This window comes from Neorhizobium populisoli (genome assembly GCF_019430945.1).
Classification (GTDB): domain Bacteria; phylum Pseudomonadota; class Alphaproteobacteria; order Rhizobiales; family Rhizobiaceae; genus Neorhizobium; species Neorhizobium populisoli.
In genome coordinates, this window is the sequence record NZ_JAHYCB010000005.1 from 290,121 (window position 1) to 307,626 (window position 17,506).

General features: G+C 61.5%; 16 protein-coding genes. 10 read left to right on the forward strand and 6 right to left on the reverse strand.

Annotated elements, in window-relative coordinates:
• Positions 1-88: 88 nt before the first annotated feature.
• On the forward strand, positions 89-1,273 hold the full coding sequence (locus tag KX729_RS15570) for a Gfo/Idh/MocA family protein (RefSeq protein ID WP_219743385.1): 1,185 nt from the start codon (positions 89-91) through the stop codon (positions 1,271-1,273).
• A gap of 23 nt (positions 1,274-1,296) precedes the next feature.
• Here KX729_RS15570 and KX729_RS15575 read toward each other — a convergent pair whose 3' ends face one another.
• From KX729_RS15575 to KX729_RS15600, 6 genes are all read right to left on the reverse strand, one after another.
• Complete coding sequence (locus KX729_RS15575) at positions 1,297-2,355, reverse strand: sugar phosphate isomerase/epimerase family protein (protein ID WP_219743386.1); 1,059 nt, start codon at positions 2,353-2,355, stop codon at positions 1,297-1,299.
• A 27-nt stretch (positions 2,356-2,382) separates the two neighbouring features.
• Positions 2,383-3,174 carry an HpcH/HpaI aldolase family protein gene (locus KX729_RS15580; protein WP_219743387.1) on the reverse strand — a complete coding sequence of 264 codons (792 nt, stop codon included), beginning with the start codon at positions 3,172-3,174 and terminating at the stop codon, positions 2,383-2,385.
• A gap of 21 nt (positions 3,175-3,195) precedes the next feature.
• The gene (locus KX729_RS15585; RefSeq protein WP_219743388.1) at positions 3,196-4,674 is read right to left on the reverse strand and encodes an NAD-dependent succinate-semialdehyde dehydrogenase; all 1,479 of its coding nucleotides are present in this window, start codon (positions 4,672-4,674) and stop codon (positions 3,196-3,198) included.
• Between the two features lie 39 nt (positions 4,675-4,713).
• The gene (locus KX729_RS15590; RefSeq protein ID WP_219743731.1) at positions 4,714-5,829 is read right to left on the reverse strand and encodes a tartrate dehydrogenase; all 1,116 of its coding nucleotides are present in this window, start codon (positions 5,827-5,829) and stop codon (positions 4,714-4,716) included.
• 22 nt (positions 5,830-5,851) lie between these two features.
• Complete coding sequence (locus KX729_RS15595; protein ID WP_219743389.1) at positions 5,852-6,616, reverse strand: SDR family NAD(P)-dependent oxidoreductase; 765 nt, start codon at positions 6,614-6,616, stop codon at positions 5,852-5,854.
• 74 nt (positions 6,617-6,690) lie between these two features.
• Positions 6,691-7,473: a GntR family transcriptional regulator gene (locus KX729_RS15600; RefSeq protein WP_246617625.1), complete on the reverse strand. Its 783-nt coding sequence runs from the start codon at positions 7,471-7,473 to the stop codon at positions 6,691-6,693.
• Positions 7,474-7,581: 108 nt separating this feature from the next.
• On the opposite strand from KX729_RS15600, the gene KX729_RS15605 reads away from it, so the two are divergent.
• From KX729_RS15605 to KX729_RS15645, 9 genes are all read left to right on the forward strand, one after another.
• A complete protein-coding gene (locus KX729_RS15605; protein WP_219743390.1) occupies positions 7,582-8,727 on the forward strand; it encodes a mandelate racemase/muconate lactonizing enzyme family protein in 1,146 nt (381 codons plus the stop codon).
• Positions 8,728-8,791: 64 nt separating this feature from the next.
• Positions 8,792-9,931 carry a Gfo/Idh/MocA family protein gene (locus KX729_RS15610; RefSeq protein WP_219743391.1) on the forward strand — a complete coding sequence of 380 codons (1,140 nt, stop codon included), beginning with the start codon at positions 8,792-8,794 and terminating at the stop codon, positions 9,929-9,931.
• Between the two features lie 308 nt (positions 9,932-10,239).
• Positions 10,240-11,166 carry a sugar phosphate isomerase/epimerase family protein gene (locus KX729_RS15615; RefSeq protein ID WP_219743392.1) on the forward strand — a complete coding sequence of 309 codons (927 nt, stop codon included), beginning with the start codon at positions 10,240-10,242 and terminating at the stop codon, positions 11,164-11,166.
• 167 nt (positions 11,167-11,333) lie between these two features.
• A complete protein-coding gene (locus KX729_RS15620; RefSeq protein WP_219743393.1) occupies positions 11,334-12,578 on the forward strand; it encodes an ABC transporter substrate-binding protein in 1,245 nt (414 codons plus the stop codon).
• 110 nt (positions 12,579-12,688) lie between these two features.
• On the forward strand, positions 12,689-13,576 hold the full coding sequence (locus KX729_RS15625; RefSeq protein WP_219743394.1) for a carbohydrate ABC transporter permease: 888 nt from the start codon (positions 12,689-12,691) through the stop codon (positions 13,574-13,576).
• On the forward strand, positions 13,573-14,502 hold the full coding sequence (locus tag KX729_RS15630; protein WP_219743395.1) for a carbohydrate ABC transporter permease: 930 nt from the start codon (positions 13,573-13,575) through the stop codon (positions 14,500-14,502). The genes KX729_RS15625 and KX729_RS15630 overlap by 4 nt, the downstream gene beginning before the upstream one ends.
• 3 nt (positions 14,503-14,505) lie before the next feature.
• On the forward strand, positions 14,506-15,627 hold the full coding sequence (locus KX729_RS15635; RefSeq protein WP_219743396.1) for an ABC transporter ATP-binding protein: 1,122 nt from the start codon (positions 14,506-14,508) through the stop codon (positions 15,625-15,627).
• A 107-nt stretch (positions 15,628-15,734) separates the two neighbouring features.
• A complete protein-coding gene (locus KX729_RS15640; RefSeq protein WP_219743397.1) occupies positions 15,735-16,427 on the forward strand; it encodes a GntR family transcriptional regulator in 693 nt (230 codons plus the stop codon).
• Between the two features lie 146 nt (positions 16,428-16,573).
• On the forward strand, positions 16,574-17,503 hold the full coding sequence (locus KX729_RS15645) for a 2-dehydro-3-deoxygalactonokinase (protein ID WP_219743398.1): 930 nt from the start codon (positions 16,574-16,576) through the stop codon (positions 17,501-17,503).
• The last annotated feature ends 3 nt before the right edge of the window (positions 17,504-17,506 follow it).

The following is a 17,506-nucleotide window of genomic DNA, read 5'->3' on the forward strand; positions in this document are numbered from 1 at the left end:
CATCGTCAACAATTTTGTTGATTAAATAGGTGACATTGCCGCCGCGATCGTTAGTGTGCGTCGCGATTACATTCGAGGAGGATTATCCATGTCGCAGGCAGCGGTTTTCAAACATCTCGGTCGCCGGGTGCGGCTCGGGCTTATCGGCGGCGCGCCCGGCTCATTGATCGGACCGGTACACCGCACCGCAGCCCGGCTGGACGATTGCTTCGAGCTTGCCGCTGGCGTTTTCTCGTCAAACCCGGAGCGTTCGCTGGCGGCGGCCAAGGAACTTGGCATCGCCCGCGGCTACGCCGATATCGCCACGATGATCTCGGAAGAGGCAAATCGCCCCGACGGCATCGACGCCGTCGCCATCATGACGCCCAATGACAGCCATTTCGACTATGCCGCCGCGGCCTTGGATGCCGGCCTCGACATCATCTGCGACAAGCCGCTCACCAACGATCTCGACAGCGCGCTCACCCTTGCCCGCAAGGCGCACGACAAAGGCCGCATCCTATCGCTCACCCATAACTATTCCGGTTATCCCATGGTGCGTGAAGCGCGCGCCGCGATCGAAGCCGGCGAAGTCGGCCCGCTGCGCCTCGTCAACGTTCGTTATGTTCAGGGCTCCCTCGCAAAGGCTGTCGAGGCCGAGCCGGAAAAGCTTGCTGCCCGCACCAAATGGCGGCTCGATGCCTCGAAGGGCGGCAAGAGCCACGTGCTCGGCGATATCGGCGTTCATGCCCAACAGTTGATGACCTATGTCACCGGCTTGCGCATCACTTCCGTGTTGGCCGATGTCGGCGCTTCACTGCCCGGCCGCACCGCCCATGACACGGCCCAGATCATCCTGAAATTCGAGGACGGCACGCGCGGCCAGATGCTGGTCAGCAAGGTCGCCACCGGCGCGCAGAATGTCGTCGCCATCGAAGCCTATGGCGAGGAAGGCGGTGTCTATTGGGAACAGGCAGGCGCTAACGACTTGCGCGTCATGCGCGCCAACAAGGCAGACGAAATACGAACCCGCGGCCTGCCTTCGCTGCACCCGCTGGCTCAGCGCGCCACCCGCATTCCGGTAGGCCATCCGGAAGCCTTCTTCGAGGCATTCGCCAATATCTATACGGATTTCGCCGAGCTCGTCGCTGCGCGCATTGCCGGCGCAAAACCGGACCCGATGGCGCTGCTTACGCCTGACGCCTGGATCGGCGTCGATAGCCTCGCGTTTATCGACGCCTGCCTGGAATCGACCGAAACCGGCACCTGGGCGGATGTGAAGCGGTTCGATTGATGGAAGAAAAATGCCGCTGAAACTCAGCGGCCAATCCCCAGGATCGTATTGACTGTCTGCTCGTCGAGCGTTGCCCGCATCTTCGCATCGAACGCCGTTTCAGTCACTGCGATGATGTGATCGCTGATGAATTGGCGGCCTTCGCGGGCGCCGTCATATTTGTTCTTGAAGCAGCATTCCCATTCGAGCGTCGCCCAGCCGTTATAACCGAGGCCCGTCAGCCGTGAGAAGATCGTCTTGAAATCGATCTGGCCATCACCCGGGCTGCGAAAACGGCCCGCCCTGCCCGTCCAGTCGTTGTAACCGCCATAAACGCCGGTACGGGCGGATTTGACAAACTCAGCATCCTTCACATGGAAGGCGCGGATGTAATCAGCGTAGAGATCGATGAAGCCGATATAATCGACATGCTGCAGCAGGAAATGGCTCGGATCGTAGAGCAGCTTGACCCGCTGATGATTGCCGGTGACGTCAAGGAAGCGCTCGAAGGTCGAGCCGTCATGCAAATCCTCGGTCGGATGCAGTTCGTAGCAGATATCGACGCCCTGATCCTCGCAATGATCGAGCACCGGCTTCCAGCGCTTCGCCAGTTCGGCGAAACCGGCGGACACCAGCTCCTGCGGCACCGGCGGATAGGGATAAAGATAAGGCCAGAGCAGCGAGCCGGAAAAGGTCACCATCCTGTCAATGCCGAGCCGCTTGGAGGCGGTCGCGGTCAGCTTCAATTGCTCTTCCGCCCAGGCCTGACGGGCGGCGGGATTGCCGCGCATCTCGGCCGGCGCCATCCCGTCTTGTGTCAGGTCAAAAGCCGGATGCACGGCAAGCAGCTGCCCTTGCCGTTGGCTGGTCAGTTCCGTCAGCTCGAGCCCGTGCTTGGCCAGAACGCCCAAAAAATCATCGACATAAGCCTGGCTCTCCGCCGCCTTTTTCACATCGAAGATGTGCGAAAAGAAGGTCGGCACCTGCAGCGCCTTGAAACCGAGCCCGGCCGCCCATTCGCAGATCCCGTCCAGGGTCGAAAGCTTGGGATCGGCATTGATGAATTGCGCGATGAACAGCGCGGGACCACGAATGGTACGCATGGCAAAACTCCGGTGATGGAATGTGGATCAAGCGCCCGAAGCGATCCGGCGGGCGGTAGCGATGGCGCTGCGGGCACCGGCGCGAATCTGGTTGCTTTCAGCGCCCGCGATCGTCAGGTGGAAGCCGAATTTCAGCATCTCGCCGGCCCGCTCGCCATCTCCGGCAAAAGCGCAGGCGATCTTGCCATGCACCTTGGTGCGGGCAACCGCATGATGCAAAGCCTTGTCGACCTCCGGTGCGTTGGGCGAAAGCGAAGCGCCATTCGAGAGCGCGATCGATAGATCGGACGGGCCGATGAAAATGCCGTCGATGCCCTCGACGCCGAGAATATCGTCGATCGCCTCCAGCGCTGCCCGGGTTTCGATCATGGCGATCGCTACGGTCAGCTCATTGGCGGCCTTCAGGTAATCCCCCGCCGCAAGGCCGGTGTGATTAAGCGCGAATGACGGCCCCCAGCTTCTTTCGCCGATCGGCGGATATTTCGTGGCAATCGCCAACGCCTTCGCATCCGCGACGGAATTGATCATTGGCGCGATGATACCTGATGCACCAGCATCCAGCATGCGAGAGGCAGAGGCGAAATCACCGACCGGAATGCGGCCGATCACCGGCTTGCCGGCAAGCCGGGAGGTCGCAGTCGCAGCCGCAAAGGACGGCAGATCCCACATGCCGTGCTGCATATCGAGCACCACCGCATCGAAGGCCTCCTGCGCCAGATGGCTGACAAGAAGCGGATCGGGCGTGCCGACCCAGGCGGAAATCGCTCCGCCGCCTTCGCGCCGTTTCAATCGTGCGGAAAACTCGTCGATCGCCTGCATATTCCCCTCCACTTTCATATTTCAGTTCGAAAGCCCGCCGAGCGCCAGATATTTGACTTCGAGATATTCCTCGATGCCGTATTTCGAGCCCTCGCGGCCGATACCCGACTGCTTCATGCCGCCAAAAGGCGCCACAACGGTCGAAACCACCCCCTCGTTGACGCCGACGATACCAAACTCCAGCGCCTCGCCGACCCGGAAGATACGCCCGATATCCCGCGCATAGAAATAGGCGGCGAGACCAAAGGGAGTATCGTTTGCCATTTCAATGGCTTCCTCCTCGGTCTTGAATCGGAATAGCGGCGCAACGGGCCCAAAAGTCTCATCGGAGAAAATCTCGGCCTCGCGGGAAACATCGGCAAGAATCGTCGGCTGATAGAAATTACCGCCACGCTCGTGCCGCTTGCCGCCGAGCACGATCTTTGCGCCACGCTTCACCGCATCGGTCACATGCGCTTCGACCTTTTTGACTGCCGCGCCATCGATCAGTGGGCCGAGCGTGACGCCCTCCTCCATGCCGTCGCCGATCTTCATCTTTGCGACGGCAGTAGCGAGTTTTTCGGCAAAGGCGTCATGCACCTTGTCCTGAACCAGAATGCGGTTAGCGCAGACGCAGGTCTGCCCAGTATTGCGGAATTTCGAGCCGATCGCACCCTTCACGGCCTCGTCGAGGTCCGCGTCGTCGAAAACGATGAACGGTGCGTTGCCGCCAAGCTCCATGCTGGTCTTCTTGATCGTCGCGGCGCATTCGGCGAGCAGTTTGGCGCCGACGGCCGTCGAGCCGGTAAAGGTCAGCTTCCTGACCAGCGGATTGCCGGTGATCGCCGGACCGGTTTCGGATGACGGACCGGTGATGATGTTGCAGACGCCTGCCGGAAATCCAGCCTCCTCCGCCAGCACGGCCAGCGCCAGTGCCGAATACGGCGTCTGGCTTGCCGGGCGAATGACGCCTGTGCAGCCCGCGGCCCAGCCTGGGCCTGCCTTGCGGGTGATCATCGCGGATGGGAAATTCCACGGCGTGATCGCTGCGAAGACACCGACCGGCTGCTTGATGACCAACAGCCGACGCCCCGGCACCGGCGTCGGGATCGTATCGCCGTAAATGCGCTTGGCCTCTTCCGCAAACCACTCGATGAAGCTTGCCGAATAGACGATCTCGCCCCTGCTTTCGGACAACGGCTTGCCCTGTTCCAGCGTCATGATGACGGCGAGATCGTCGATATTCGCATGCATCAGGGCCGCAAGTTTCTTCAGATAATTCGAGCGCTGCTCAGCGGTCAGCGCCGCCCAGGCCTTCTGCGCCTTGTGAGCCGCCTCGATCGCCCTCGTCGTCTCCGCCGCGCCCATGGCCGGCACGGTGCCGATCACCGCACCGGTCGATGGGTTGGTTACATCATAGGTGCGACCGCTATCGGCACTCACCCATTTGCCGTCGATATAATTGGCCTGACGGAAAAGATCGCGTCGGCGGAGTTTGATGCCGGAAAGAGGCTGGTCCATGATGAAATGCCCTCTGAATCAATTCAGGAAGATAAAGCTTCAAGCCGCTGAAATCTCTTCATCCTTCGGCGCAAAGTTGGAGCCCCGAAGCGCATCGCACACCGCACGGGTGACATCCGCCGTCGTCGCGTTGCCGCCGAGATCCGGAGTGAGAATGCCGGCCGCACAGACCTGTTCCACCGCTGCCAGCAGAACCTTTGCCGCCGCCGCCTCGCCCAGATGTTCGAGCATCAGCGATGCCGTCCAGAAGCTCGCCACCGGGTTGGCGATACCCTTGCCGGTAATGTCGAAAGCCGAACCGTGGATCGGCTCGAACATCGACGGAAACCGCCGTTCCGGATCGACATTGCCGGTCGGGGCGATACCCAGTGAACCGGCCAGCGCCGCCGCGAGGTCGGAAAGAATATCGGCATGCAGGTTGGTCGCCACCACCGTATCGATGCTCTTCGGCTTGGCAACCATGCGGAAGGTCATGGCATCCACCAGTTCCTTGTCCCAGGTGACATCCGGAAAATCTTTCGACACTTCGGCGGCGATCTGGTCCCAAAGCACCAGTCCGTGGCGCTGCGCATTCGATTTGGTGACGACCGTCAGCAATTTGCGCGGCCGCTTTTGCGCTTCGGAGAATGCAAAACGCATGATCCGCTCGACGCCGCGGCGGGTGAAGATCGAAGTCTCGGTCGCCACTTCTTCCGGCAGGCCGATATGGGCGCGGCCGCCATGGCCGGAATATTCGCCCTCGGAGTTTTCACGGATGATCAGCCAGTCGAGATCACCTTCCTCGACACCGCGCAACGGGCTGGTGACGCCCGGGAAGATGCGGGTCGGGCGGATATTGGCATATTGGTCGAGCCGCTGGCAGATCGGCAGACGCAGACCCCAAAGCGTCACGTGGTCCGGAATATCCGGCGCACCGACCGCACCGAAATAGATGGCATCGAACTTCTTCAAGAGCTCCAGCGCGTCGCCCGGCATGAAGGCCCCGGTCTTGCGATAACGCTCGCTGCCCCAATCGTAGTGCTCGACATCAATCGCAAACGTCCCCGCCCGCTCGGCCAATACTTCGAGAACTTCGAGGCCGGCAGCGATGACTTCGGGACCGATGCCGTCACCCGGCACGGAAGCGATGCGATAGCGGCGCTTGGCGGAAACCATATCGTTCATAAAAAGCGTCCTTTCAGATGATGCCGCCGTTCACCAGCAGCATCTGCTTGGTGATCATGCGGCTGTCGTCGGAAGCGAAAAACAGGCAGGCATTGGCCACGTCGTCCATGCTGATCTCCTCCGGAATGCTCTGCACCTTCAGCCCCTCAGCAATCTTGCTTTCGTCCTGATACCAAAGCTCCCGCTGCCGCGGCGTGATCACCATGCCGGGCGCCAGCGCGTTGACGCGGATACGTTCGGAACCATATTGCCGCGCCATCGAATTGCTGAAACCGACAATCGCCGCCTTGGCGGCCGTATAGGCCTGCAGGCCCGGCACGCCACGCACCCATGCGCCGGACGTCATGTTGATGATCGCGCCCTGACCAAGCTCGCGCATCTGCGGAATGACCGCCTGGCAGGCGAAGAAGACGTGGCGCAGATTGACCGCCATCATCCAGTCGAAATCATCGACCTCCACATCCAGGAATTCGAAACGACGGTCGTTGGCAGCATTGTTGACCAGCACCGCCGCCGGTCCGAACGCAGCCTTGATCTCCACGAAAGCCGCCCTGAGCGCCGCAATATCGGTCAGATCGCATTGAACGAACTTGACCGTTGCGCCGCCGGCCGAAAGTTCGGCGGCAAGTTTCTCGCCGACATCCTTCTGCAAATCCAGAAACGCGACCTTCGAACCATTATGCGCAAAAGCACGCACGATCGCCTCGCCGATGCCCGACGCGCCGCCGGTGATGATCACCGTGCGGCCGGCAAGGCTCGGATATTGTGTCCTCTCCATAAGACTGCCGCTCCTCCCGGCGATATCTCGTATGCCCGCGAAGACGCGAGCGAAAAGGTGGGAACGAACGCGCGTCAGAGACGCCCGATCGCCTTGATGATTTCGCCGCTCGCCCGGGTGCGATGACCTTCTGCAGCAGCGCGCGCGCCGATCTGGTCGCCGGCGCGGATGGCGGAAATGATGATGCGATGCTCCTGAACCGACATGCGCGGCACCGAGCGGAACGGCAGCGTGACGGCGCGGGCGCGCTGCGCCTGATCGATCAACGTCGCCGTCATCTTTGCCAGCCGCCTGTTGCCGCTTTCGTTGACGAGAACCCGGTGGAACTGGTCGTCGGCGCGCGCCCAGCCGCGCAGGTCGTCGGCATCAAGCGCCCGCTCCATCTGGCTGGTCGCATCCTCGAGCATCTGGATAGAGGCCTGCGCCCGATCCGGATCCTTGGCGAGCAGCATGGCCGCCGTGCCTTCCATGGCGACCAGCAGTTGATAGACCTCGATCATGTCGCTCGCCAGGATCGGCAGGACCTGCACGCCGCGGCGCGGCATCACCCGCACCAGACCTTCGTGCTGCAGCCGGATCACCGCTTCATGCACCGGTGTGCGACTCATATTGAGCTGATCGGCGATGCGGTGCTCCACCGCCTGATAACCTGCCGGCAAAGTGCCATCGAGAATGCTCGCCTTCAGAACCTTGTAGGCATCCTCGACCAGCGAATCCTTCTTCTGGATTTTCCGCTCCATCTCGTGCGGATAGACGCGCAGCCGCGCTGAGCCATCATCCACCGCCAGAGGAAGGGTCTTGTCCACCATCAGTTTCTCTGCCGTCACCGCCCAGCCGATCTTGTCTGAAGATTTCATTCGCGAAGTTCATTCACCGGAGTTCCGCTTGACGGAACCTTCAATTTATGCGCTCTTGCATACCAGATAACATTTTATCCGGCAAGCACACATCCCGGCAGTTTTCCCATGAACATCACCGCCATCCACGGCTATCACCTCGCGTTCCAGCTTCCGGGGCCGATCGGCAATTCCACCGGCTTTTTCGACCGGCGCGAGGCATTCGTTTTGCGCGTAGAAGGCGAAGGCGGCATCAGCGGCTGGGGCGAGGCCAGCGCCGTGCAGCAGGCCGTTTCCGGTTACATCCGGCAGAAGCTCGCCAAACTCGTGCTCGGCAAACCGGCGCACGAAACCGGCCGGCGTTATGCCGAAATGACGGAGGGTTTCGGTTACGATCGCCAGGGAACCGCGATGCTCGCCGTTTCGGCCGTCGATATGGCGCTGCACGATGCAGCAGCCCGCGAACAGGGCGTCTCGATCGCCACGCTGCTCGGAGGACGCTTGCGAGACCGGGTTCCGGCCTATGCCAGCGGCCCCTTCTTCCAGCCGCATGGCGATCCCTATCGCGATTTCGAGCACGATGCAGAAGCCCTGTTGAAGCGGAATTTCAAGGCGATCAAGCCGCGTTGCGGCTTCACACCGGAAGCCGATGGCCGCATGGCGCTGGCGCTTCGCCGCCTGCTCGGTTGGGGCAACGCGCTGATGGTCGATATCAACCAGGGCTACACGGTCGCGGCGGCAGTCGAATCGGCCCGCCACATGCAGGATGCCGGCCTGCTCTGGATCGAGGAGCCGGTGCGACCGGACGATATTCCCGGCTATCTGCGCATGGCAGAAGCCAGCTCGACGGCGATCGCCGGCGGCGAGTCGCTTTCGACGCTGGCCGGTTTCCGCGATTTCCTCGCGGCCGGTTGCGTCTCGGTCCTGCAGCCGGATCTCAGCATTTGCGGCGGTTACACCGGTTTCCGTAAGGTCGCAGCATTGGCCGAAGCCTATGGCGTGCCGGTCATGCCGCATGTTTTCGGCACGGTCGTGAACCTGATGAGCTCGCTGCAGATGGCCGCAACGCTGAAGGCCTATCGCGGCGGCGCAATGGCCGCCTACCCGTTCATCGAATGCGACGCCACGCACAATCCGCTGATGACGCTTACCGGCTCCATCGACCCGGAGAAAGACGGCTGCATCGCCGTTCCGGACAGCCCCGGCATCGGGCTCGAGCTGACCGAGGAACAGCTCGCACCTTACGTCACCGAGCACTGGGTCGAGCGGATCTGACCTACAATTTCATTTGAGAATCCGGTGGCGTTTCGCCGCCTCTAAAACCATGGGAGTGAGAGACATGGAACCTGTCAAAATCGGTATTATCGGCACGGGAAATATCAGCGATTGGTACCTGCGGGGCGCACAACGCTCCAGGCTTATCGAGGTAAAGGCGATCGCCGACATTCGCCCGGAAGCGGCACAAGCCAAGGCCGAAGCCTTCGGCACCCGCGCCGTTACCGTCGACGAATTGCTGAAGGACCCGGAAATCGAGATCGTCATGAACCTGACGCTGCCGATGGTTCATGCAGAGGTCAGCCATCAGATCATCGACGCCGGCAAACATGTCTATGTCGAAAAGCCAATCACCGCGCATTTCTCGGAAGCCGCCCCGGTCCTGAAGGCCGCCAAAGCCAAGGGCCTGCGCATCGGCGGCGCGCCGGATACGTTCCTCGGCGCCGCGCACCAGGCCGCTCGCGGCCTCGTTGATGCCGGCACGATCGGCCGTCCGGTCGGCGGCGCGGTCACTTTCATGACCCGCAGCTCCGCGCATCGCTATGCCAATCCGACCTTCTTCATCTTCAAGAAGGGCGGCGGGCCAATGCTCGATATGGGCGCCTATTACCTCACCCAGCTGATCAATATCATGGGACCGATCAAGCGGGTGACGGCCGTCTCCACCAACGGCATTCCGCGCCGCGAGGTCATCCAGGGCCCTCTCACCGGCGAGGTCATCGATGTCGAAGTGCCGACCTTCCACAATGGCGCGATCGAGTTCGCCAGCGGCGCCAATGTGGCGATTTCCTTCTCCTGGGAAGTGCATCGCCACCGCCGCTCGCATACGGAAATCTACGGCACCGAGGGCAGCCTCAGCATGACCGATCCGAACTTCTTCGGCGGCACGCCGCAGGTCACCAATGCCGGTGGCGACTGGCAGGATGTCGATATTTCCGCCTACGCCTTCGGCACGCCGAACCGGGTGATGGACGACGGCCGCTCGGAGGCAGATTACCGCATGATCGGCGTCGTCGACATGGCCATGGCAATCCGCCAGAACCGACCGCACAGGGCCAATGGCGATATGTGCATGCACGTTCTCGAGGCTCTGGAAGGCTTCGAGCGCTCGTCGCTGGAAGGCCGCCACATCACCATCGAAACGCCCTGCGAGCGCCCCGCTGCCGTTCCGAAGGGCAAGGACGAGGAAATCTTCCTCGACTGATTTGACACATTGTTAGACACAATCAGGGCGGGCTCGGCAACGGCTCGCCCTTTTTGCTGAGCGCAATCAAGCACCTCCAGAAAACCACCATACGAACCGATTTAAAAGGATTGACGGGTGCAATCTTTTGTGGCTTCTATGCGCCACGATAAAAATGTTGACAATCATGTTGCCGTCGTTGCATACCACGATACATGCAGATATGAATGATCATTTTCGGTGCCGGCCTGGCACCCTGACGAGATCATTGCGCAGGGAGTAAGTTCCGCATTTTCATCATGGCGGAGCTGTTTGGAGGAAATCGGAAAATGACTGCACTTTCGCCGCGCGTATCCGCAGACGGATACCGGATCGCCATCAACCCCATTCAATGGGTCGCCTCCGACGACGGCCATCTGGACCGCAGCCTGCAGCCACAGCTTCCTGACCTGCTCTCTCAGATCAAGAATGCCGGCTTCCCCGCTGCTGTGGTAACAGCGCCCGGCGTCTCCCTCGAAGACTACAAGAAAGCCTACTCGGACGCCGGCATGCTGCCCGCCCCCGCCTATTTCGGCACGCCAAGCCCGGAAGCGAATATTTCCCTTTCCCAAACGCTCGAAGAAGCCAAGGCCTTCGGCGCCCGCCAGGCGTCGTTGGGCCTCAAGGATACGTTCATCGCCGTCCACATGCCGCCGTCCGTGCGTCCGCGCGTCGACGTCCCGGCGCTGGGCGTTCAGTTCGATCAGGCCCGCCTCAACCAAGTTATCGACGAGCTCGGCAAGGCCGCGGAAGTCATCAAGGCCGAAGGCGTCATGCCGGCCCTGCATCCGCATGTCGGCACCTGGATCGAAACCGAGGACGAAACCCGCCAGACGCTCGATGCGATCGGCGCTTCCACGCTGAATTTCGGCCCGGATAGCGGCCACCTCTCCTGGGCAAAGGCAGACGTCCTCGGCCTCTTCCGGGACTACGCCAAGCGTATCTCGGTCATGCACATCAAGGATATCCGCCTCGACGTTCGCGATGAATCGACGAAGCTCGGCCGAAGCTATCCGGAGGCGGCACTCGCCGGCCTGTGGGCGGAACCGGGCAATGGCAACCTCGATATCGACTCGATGATCGCCGCGCTCGGCGCCGATTTCGACGGCTGGCTGATCGCCGAAGTCGATCGCCCGACCATGAAGCCATACGAAAGCGCCATCGTCAGCGCCAAGTATCTGCGCAACCTGAAGCGCCCCGGCGCCAAGGCCGCCTGAGACCAAAGAACAACTGATCCAAGACTGCGAAAGCGTCCTGACGGTCCGGGGAGCGGACCGGCTGTCGCTATCGGCTTGATCCGGCGCACCGCGCCGGAAAGGGGTGCCCGGAGGAGCGGGCGAACGCGGTTCTCAACACAGGCGAGACCGCAAACGGGAGGAAGGCAATGAAGCATTTTCTGAAAGCGGCGCTGGCAGGCGTCGTCATTTTCGCCGGTGCCGGCGTGGCGCTGGCCCAGGAAGGCCCGAAGGCGGAAGTCATCCACTGGTGGACCTCCGGCGGTGAATCAGCCGCCGTCAAGACCTTCGCCGAGTCCTATTCCAAGGCTGGCGGCGTCTGGGTCGATGCCGCGATCGCCGGCGGCGACAACGCACGCGCAGCCGCCGTCAACCGCATGATCGGCGGCAACCCGCCGGCCGCCGTTCAGTTCAACATCGGCAAGCAGTTCGACGACCTCGTCGACAAGGGCATGCTGCGCAATCTCGATGACGTCGCCGTCGCCAACAAGTGGAAGGAAACCCTTCCCAAGCCGGTTCTCGACGCGATCACCCGCAACGGCCATATCTATGCCGCGCCGATCAATATCCATGGCCAGAACTGGATGTGGTACTCGAAGGGCGCCTTCGAAAAGGCCGGCATCGCCAACCCGCCGAAAAGCTTCGACGAACTGTTCGCCGACCTCGACAAGCTGAAGGCGGCAGGCGTCGTGCCGCTGGCGCTCAACGGCCAGGTCCGCCACATGGCGCTGATCTTCAACTCCCTGCTCGTCTCCCGCGGCGGCCACGACCTCTATATCAAGGTCTACAAGGATCACGACGAAAAGGCCGTCAACTCGCCCGAGTTCAAGAAGGTCGTCGAGGAGTTCGGCAAGTTCCGCGGTTATGTCGATGCCGGCTATTCGAGCCGCCTCTGGAACGATGCGACCTCTATGCTCATCAAGAACACGGCAGGTGTCCAGTTCATGGGCGACTGGGCCAAGGGTGAATTCAATCTCGCCCAGAAGGCGCAGGGCAAGGATTACGGCTGCGTCGTCGGCCCCGGCACCCAGAACTACATCATCGGCGGCGACGTCTTCATCTTCCCGAAGAGCAACGACGCCAAGCAGACCGCGGCCCAGGACCTTCTCGCCAAGACCCTGCTGACGCCGGAAGCATTGATCGCTTTCAACCTGAAGAAGGGCTCCATCCCATCGCGTACCGACGTCGACATGAAGGCCTTCGACCAGTGTGCCCAGGATGCCGCGGCTTATATCAAGAACCCGGCCAACCAGCTTCCCGACTACGGCCTGGTCATGCCGCCGGATGTCGTCGGTAGCATCCAGGACCTGATCGGCGAATACTTCACCGATCCGAAGTTCACGCCCGATGATTTCGTCGAGCGTTTTGCGGATGCCATTTCCGCGGCCGGCTGATCCGGCACGGCTGCCGGCGGGAAACCGAATCCGCCGGCCATCCCTGCCTTCCATCGAAGCGCGCCTGTATCACGGCCCGCTGATCGAGGCCCTCTGACCGAGGATCGTGAATGAAGCGGAAATTCTGGCAAAACATCATGGCCACGCTGAGCCTGCTGCCCGCATGGGCGGTGCTGCTGGTGGCCTATACGGGATCGATGATCTGGTCGATCCAGATCTCCTTCACTTCCTCGCGTGCACTGCCATCGAACAACTTCGTCGGGTTCGATCAATATCGCCGGCTGTTCTCGACCTCGCGCTGGCTGGTGTCGCTGGAAAACCTGGTGATCTTCGGTGTGCTTTTCGTCGTCATCTGCCTGGTGCTTGGCTTCCTTCTGGCAGTGGCGCTCGACCAGCGCATCCGCTTCGAAAACGGTTTCCGCACCATCTTTCTTTATCCGCATGCCATGTCCTTCATCGTCACCGGCCTGATCTGGCAGTGGATGATGAACCCGACGCTCGGCATCCAGAAATCCGTCCGCGATCTCGGCTGGGAAAGCTTCGCCTTCGACTGGATCGGCAGCCGCGATCTCGCCATTTACGCACTGGTCGTGGCCGGTGTCTGGCAGGCTGCGGGCCTCGTCATGGTGCTGATGCTGGCGGGCCTGCGCGGCGTTGATGCCGAACTCTGGAAGGCGACCCGTGTCGACGGCATTCCGGCCTGGCGCGTCTATATTTCGATCGTCCTGCCGCTGATCAAGCCGATGATCGTCACCTCCGTCGTGCTGCTCGGCATCGGCGTGGTCAAGTCCTATGACCTCGTCGTGGCGCTGACCGGCGGTGGCCCGGGCATGGCGTCGGAACTGCCCGGCAAGTTCGTCATGGACTACCTCTTCGAACGCCAGAACATCGCCCTCGCGCAGGCCGCCTCGACGGTCATGCTGATCACCGTCCTCGCCGTGCTGGTACCCTGGCTTTACATGCAATATTTCCGCAAATCCGGAAGGAGCCCGACATGAACGTCTCCGTTTCCGCTCCCAACAGCGCGACGATCGCCGCAAGTGCCGTGCAGCTCGCCCGAGGCCGCAAGCCTCACAGGCTGACGGCAGGTCGCATCGGCCTCTACGCCTTCCTGATCACAGCGGCGATCTTCTTCCTTCTGCCGGCTTACGTCATGCTGATGACCTCGCTGAAGCCGATGGACGAAATTCGCGACGGCGCGATCTTCGCTTTCCCGAGAACGCTCACCTTCGAGGCATGGTGGGCGGCGTGGTCGAGCGCTTGCACCGGGCTCAACTGCAACGGCATCAGCGTCGGCTTCTGGAACTCGATCAAGATCCTCGTGCCGAGCGTCTTCTTCTCGATCGCCGCCGGTGCACTCAACGGCTACGCCATGTCCTTCTGGCGGGTGAAGGGGGCGAACCTGCTGTTTGCAGCGCTGCTGTTCGGCGCCTTCATTCCCTATCAGGTCTTCATGTATCCGCTGGTGATCATGTCGGCGACATTAGGCGTCTACAATTCGATCGCCGGCATCGTCATCGTCCATACGATCTTCGGCATGCCGCTGATGACGCTGCTGTTCCGCAACTACTATGCCGGCCTTCCGATAGAACTCTTCAAGGCGGCGCGCATCGATGGCGCGGGTTTCTGGCGCATCTTCTTCTGGGTCATGCTGCCCACGTCGACGCCGATCATCATCGTCGCGGTCATCCTGCAGGTGACCGGCATCTGGAACGACTTCATGCTGGGCCTGATCTTCGCCGGCCGCGAAAACCAACCGATGACCGTCCAGCTCAACAACATCGTCAATTCAGTGACCGGCGAGCGCGTGTACAACCTCAACATGGCGGCGACCATCCTCACCGCCGCCGTACCGCTGCTCTGCTATTTCCTGTCCGGTCGCTGGTTCGTGCGCGGCATCGCTGCCGGCGCCATCAAGGGGTAATTCATGCAGACTTCAGTTGCGATCAAGGACCTGGCGATCGAGTTCGGCGCCGTCAAGGTGATCGAAAAGCTCGATCTCGATGTCGGCCGCGGCGAATTCGTCGTGCTGCTCGGCCCCTCCGGCTGCGGCAAGTCCACGCTGCTCAATGCCATTGCGGGCCTCATCGACATCGTTGATGGCGAGGTGTGGATTTCCGACAAGAACGTCACCTGGTCGGAGCCCAAGGACCGCGGCATCGGAATGGTCTTCCAGTCCTATGCGCTCTATCCGCAGATGAGCGTGCGCCAGAACCTCTCCTTCGGCCTGAAGGTGGCCGGCCTGCCGCGTGACGAGACGGAAAAACGGGTCGGCAAGGCTGCCGCCATGCTGCAGCTCGAAGCGCTGCTCGATCGCAAGCCCTCCGAACTCTCCGGCGGCCAGCGCCAGCGCGTCGCCATCGGCCGCGCTCTTGTACGCAATGTCGATGTCTTCCTGTTCGACGAACCGCTCTCGAACCTCGACGCCAAGCTGCGCAACGAGCTGCGTGTCGAGATCAAGCGGCTCCACCAGGAGCTGGGCAATACGATGATCTACGTCACCCACGACCAGATCGAGGCGCTGACGCTTGCCGACCGCATCGCCGTCATGCGCAAAGGCATCATCGAACAGTTCTCGACGCCACACGAAATCTATCATCGTCCGGCCAACACGTTCATCGCCGGCTTCATCGGTTCACCGACGATGAATTTCATCGATGGCAAGCTGACCGAAGCCGGCAGCTCTATGACATTTTCCGGCACCGAAGGCGTATCATTCGACGTCTCGCGCCATCCGGAACTTGCCGGGAGCGGCGGCCGCGACGTGATCCTCGGCATCCGCCCAGAACACATGGTGCTCGGCGAAAGTACCGATCCCGAGGCCTATAAGGCCAAAGGCAAAGTCAGCGTCGTAGAGCCGATGGGCGCCGATACGGTCATTTGGGTGGATTTCGCCGGCGGCATGCGGGCGATCCGTATGTCGGGTGATCCGACGGTGTCCGCGGGAGACAGCGTAGACTTCCACTTCCCGCCGGAGCGGGTCGGTTTCTTCGATCAGCAAAGCGGCGTTCGCATCCGGATAACCGCGTATCTGAGGCATCTCTACTAAAACTGACGTTGAAACCTTGCTTCCGGCATCCACATTATCGACAATATTGTTGCGTTGCGCGACTCGCACCTGTAGGCGCAGCGTTTATTGAGATCATGGGCACCGGAATGAACGTACAGGACTTGGTAGAACCGCAGGATGAGACGTCGAGTGGGCCGATCGAGCGGATCGTCCGTTCGCTCGAGGAGGAGATTGTCCTCGGCCGCCTGCGGCCGCGCGAGCGACTTCTCGAAGAAGAGCTTGCCAAGCATTTCGATGCCAAGCGCCATGTTATCCGCGCAGCTCTTGCCGAACTGGAAGCACTCGGCATCGTCGTTCGCCAGCCGAACAAGGGCGCCGCGGTGCGCGACTTCAGCCCGCAGGAGGTCGAGCAGATCTACGACGTCCGCGCCCTTCTCGAAGGTCACGCCGCCGAGATCATCCCCCTGCCCGGCTCGCCGGAACTGCTCGGGCGGCTGAAGGCGATCCATGAACGCCACAGCCAGGCCGTCGATGCCCACGAACCGCGCACTGTTTTCCGCGCCAATCTGGAATTCCATCGGGTCCTGTTCGGCGCCTGCGGCAATCCCTATCTCGCCGAGCAGATCAACCAGCTCGCCTCGCGCGCCCATGCCATCCGCTTCCATGCGATTTCCGACGAAAAGCTCGTCAACCGTGCCCGTGAGGAACATGGCCGGATGATCGAATATCTGGAAAGAGGCGATCGCGAAAAACTCGTCGAGGTCGTCGCGGCGCATATCCAGCCGTCGAAGGAAGCCTATCTCAGGCTTTCCAGCCAGTGGGCGCAACGCTTCCGCTGAGTCAACCGGCGCCTCGTCCGCACCGCCTTCCGTAGAGTCATGCCGCAGCGACAGAAGCACGCGGCCAAATGCGCATGTCGCCCCTCGACATGATGATGTTGCCCGCGCTATCGAGGGTCCGAACATCGTTTCCGGAGGATTCAGACATGCCGACACCGACCTCGATCATCCTCGATTGGGGCACGAGTTCGCTCCGGGCCATGCTGGTGTCCGATACCGGCGAAACGCTCGACGCGAGGGAAACGGCAAGCGGCGGCATCCAGTTCGTCAAGGATGGCGCGTTCGAAGCCGCACTGATGTCGGTCGTCGGAGACTGGTTTGCAGCCCATGGCTCCCTGCCGGTTCTGGCAACCGGCATGATCACCAGCCGCAATGGCTGGGTGGAAGTCGCCTATGTCGATACACCGGGCGGCGTCCCGGAGCTTGCCGCCGGCACGAAGAAACTGACGCTCACCAATGGCGCCGGAATTACCTTCCTGCCCGGCATGCGCAACCCAGCCTCGAAGCCGTTTCCCGATGTCATGCGCGGCGAGGAAACCCAGATCGTCGGCTTCGGCCTCGACAAGGATCGCACGCTCGTCCTGCCCGGCACCCACAGCAAATGGGCGCGCATCAAGGCCGGCCGCATCGATGGCTTCCAGACCTATGCGACGGGCGAAGTCTTTTCGCTGCTGACAAAACATTCCTTCATTGCCAAGGCTCAGGATCCGGTTCCCGGTGCAGAACCGGACTGGCAAAGCTTCGACCGCGGTGCAGAATTCGCGGCGAGCAACGACGTCTCCGCCAACGCTTTCCTGTCGGCGATATTCAGCGCTCGCACCGGCATTCTCGACGGCAAGCTGAAGCCGGAAAACATTCTAGACTACGTCTCCGGCCTCGTGATCGGCTCCGAATTCCGCCAGGCGCGCGCCGCCGGCTGGTTCAAGGCTGGGGACGAGATCGGCATTGTCGGCAACAATGTCTTGAACAGCCGTTACGGCCGCATCGCGCCGCTTTTCGATCTCACCATCGAACCCGCCCCCGACAACGCCGCCAAGCGCGGCATCATGCTGATTGCGGCTGAAGCCGCCAAATAATTG

Coding starts and splice junctions, on each gene's coding strand:
- KX729_RS15570 (WP_219743385.1), top strand. CDS start 89: ATGTCGCAGGCAGCGGTTTTCAAACATCTCGGTCGCCGGGTGCGGCTC.
- KX729_RS15575 (WP_219743386.1), bottom strand. CDS start 2,355: ATGCGTACCATTCGTGGTCCCGCGCTGTTCATCGCGCAATTCATCAAT.
- KX729_RS15580 (WP_219743387.1), bottom strand. CDS start 3,174: ATGCAGGCGATCGACGAGTTTTCCGCACGATTGAAACGGCGCGAAGGC.
- KX729_RS15585 (WP_219743388.1), bottom strand. CDS start 4,674: ATGGACCAGCCTCTTTCCGGCATCAAACTCCGCCGACGCGATCTTTTC.
- KX729_RS15590 (WP_219743731.1), bottom strand. CDS start 5,829: ATGGTTTCCGCCAAGCGCCGCTATCGCATCGCTTCCGTGCCGGGTGAC.
- KX729_RS15595 (WP_219743389.1), bottom strand. CDS start 6,616: ATGGAGAGGACACAATATCCGAGCCTTGCCGGCCGCACGGTGATCATC.
- KX729_RS15600 (WP_246617625.1), bottom strand. CDS start 7,473: ATGAAATCTTCAGACAAGATCGGCTGGGCGGTGACGGCAGAGAAACTG.
- KX729_RS15605 (WP_219743390.1), top strand. CDS start 7,582: ATGAACATCACCGCCATCCACGGCTATCACCTCGCGTTCCAGCTTCCG.
- KX729_RS15610 (WP_219743391.1), top strand. CDS start 8,792: ATGGAACCTGTCAAAATCGGTATTATCGGCACGGGAAATATCAGCGAT.
- KX729_RS15615 (WP_219743392.1), top strand. CDS start 10,240: ATGACTGCACTTTCGCCGCGCGTATCCGCAGACGGATACCGGATCGCC.
- KX729_RS15620 (WP_219743393.1), top strand. CDS start 11,334: ATGAAGCATTTTCTGAAAGCGGCGCTGGCAGGCGTCGTCATTTTCGCC.
- KX729_RS15625 (WP_219743394.1), top strand. CDS start 12,689: ATGAAGCGGAAATTCTGGCAAAACATCATGGCCACGCTGAGCCTGCTG.
- KX729_RS15630 (WP_219743395.1), top strand. CDS start 13,573: ATGAACGTCTCCGTTTCCGCTCCCAACAGCGCGACGATCGCCGCAAGT.
- KX729_RS15635 (WP_219743396.1), top strand. CDS start 14,506: ATGCAGACTTCAGTTGCGATCAAGGACCTGGCGATCGAGTTCGGCGCC.
- KX729_RS15640 (WP_219743397.1), top strand. CDS start 15,735: ATGAACGTACAGGACTTGGTAGAACCGCAGGATGAGACGTCGAGTGGG.
- KX729_RS15645 (WP_219743398.1), top strand. CDS start 16,574: ATGCCGACACCGACCTCGATCATCCTCGATTGGGGCACGAGTTCGCTC.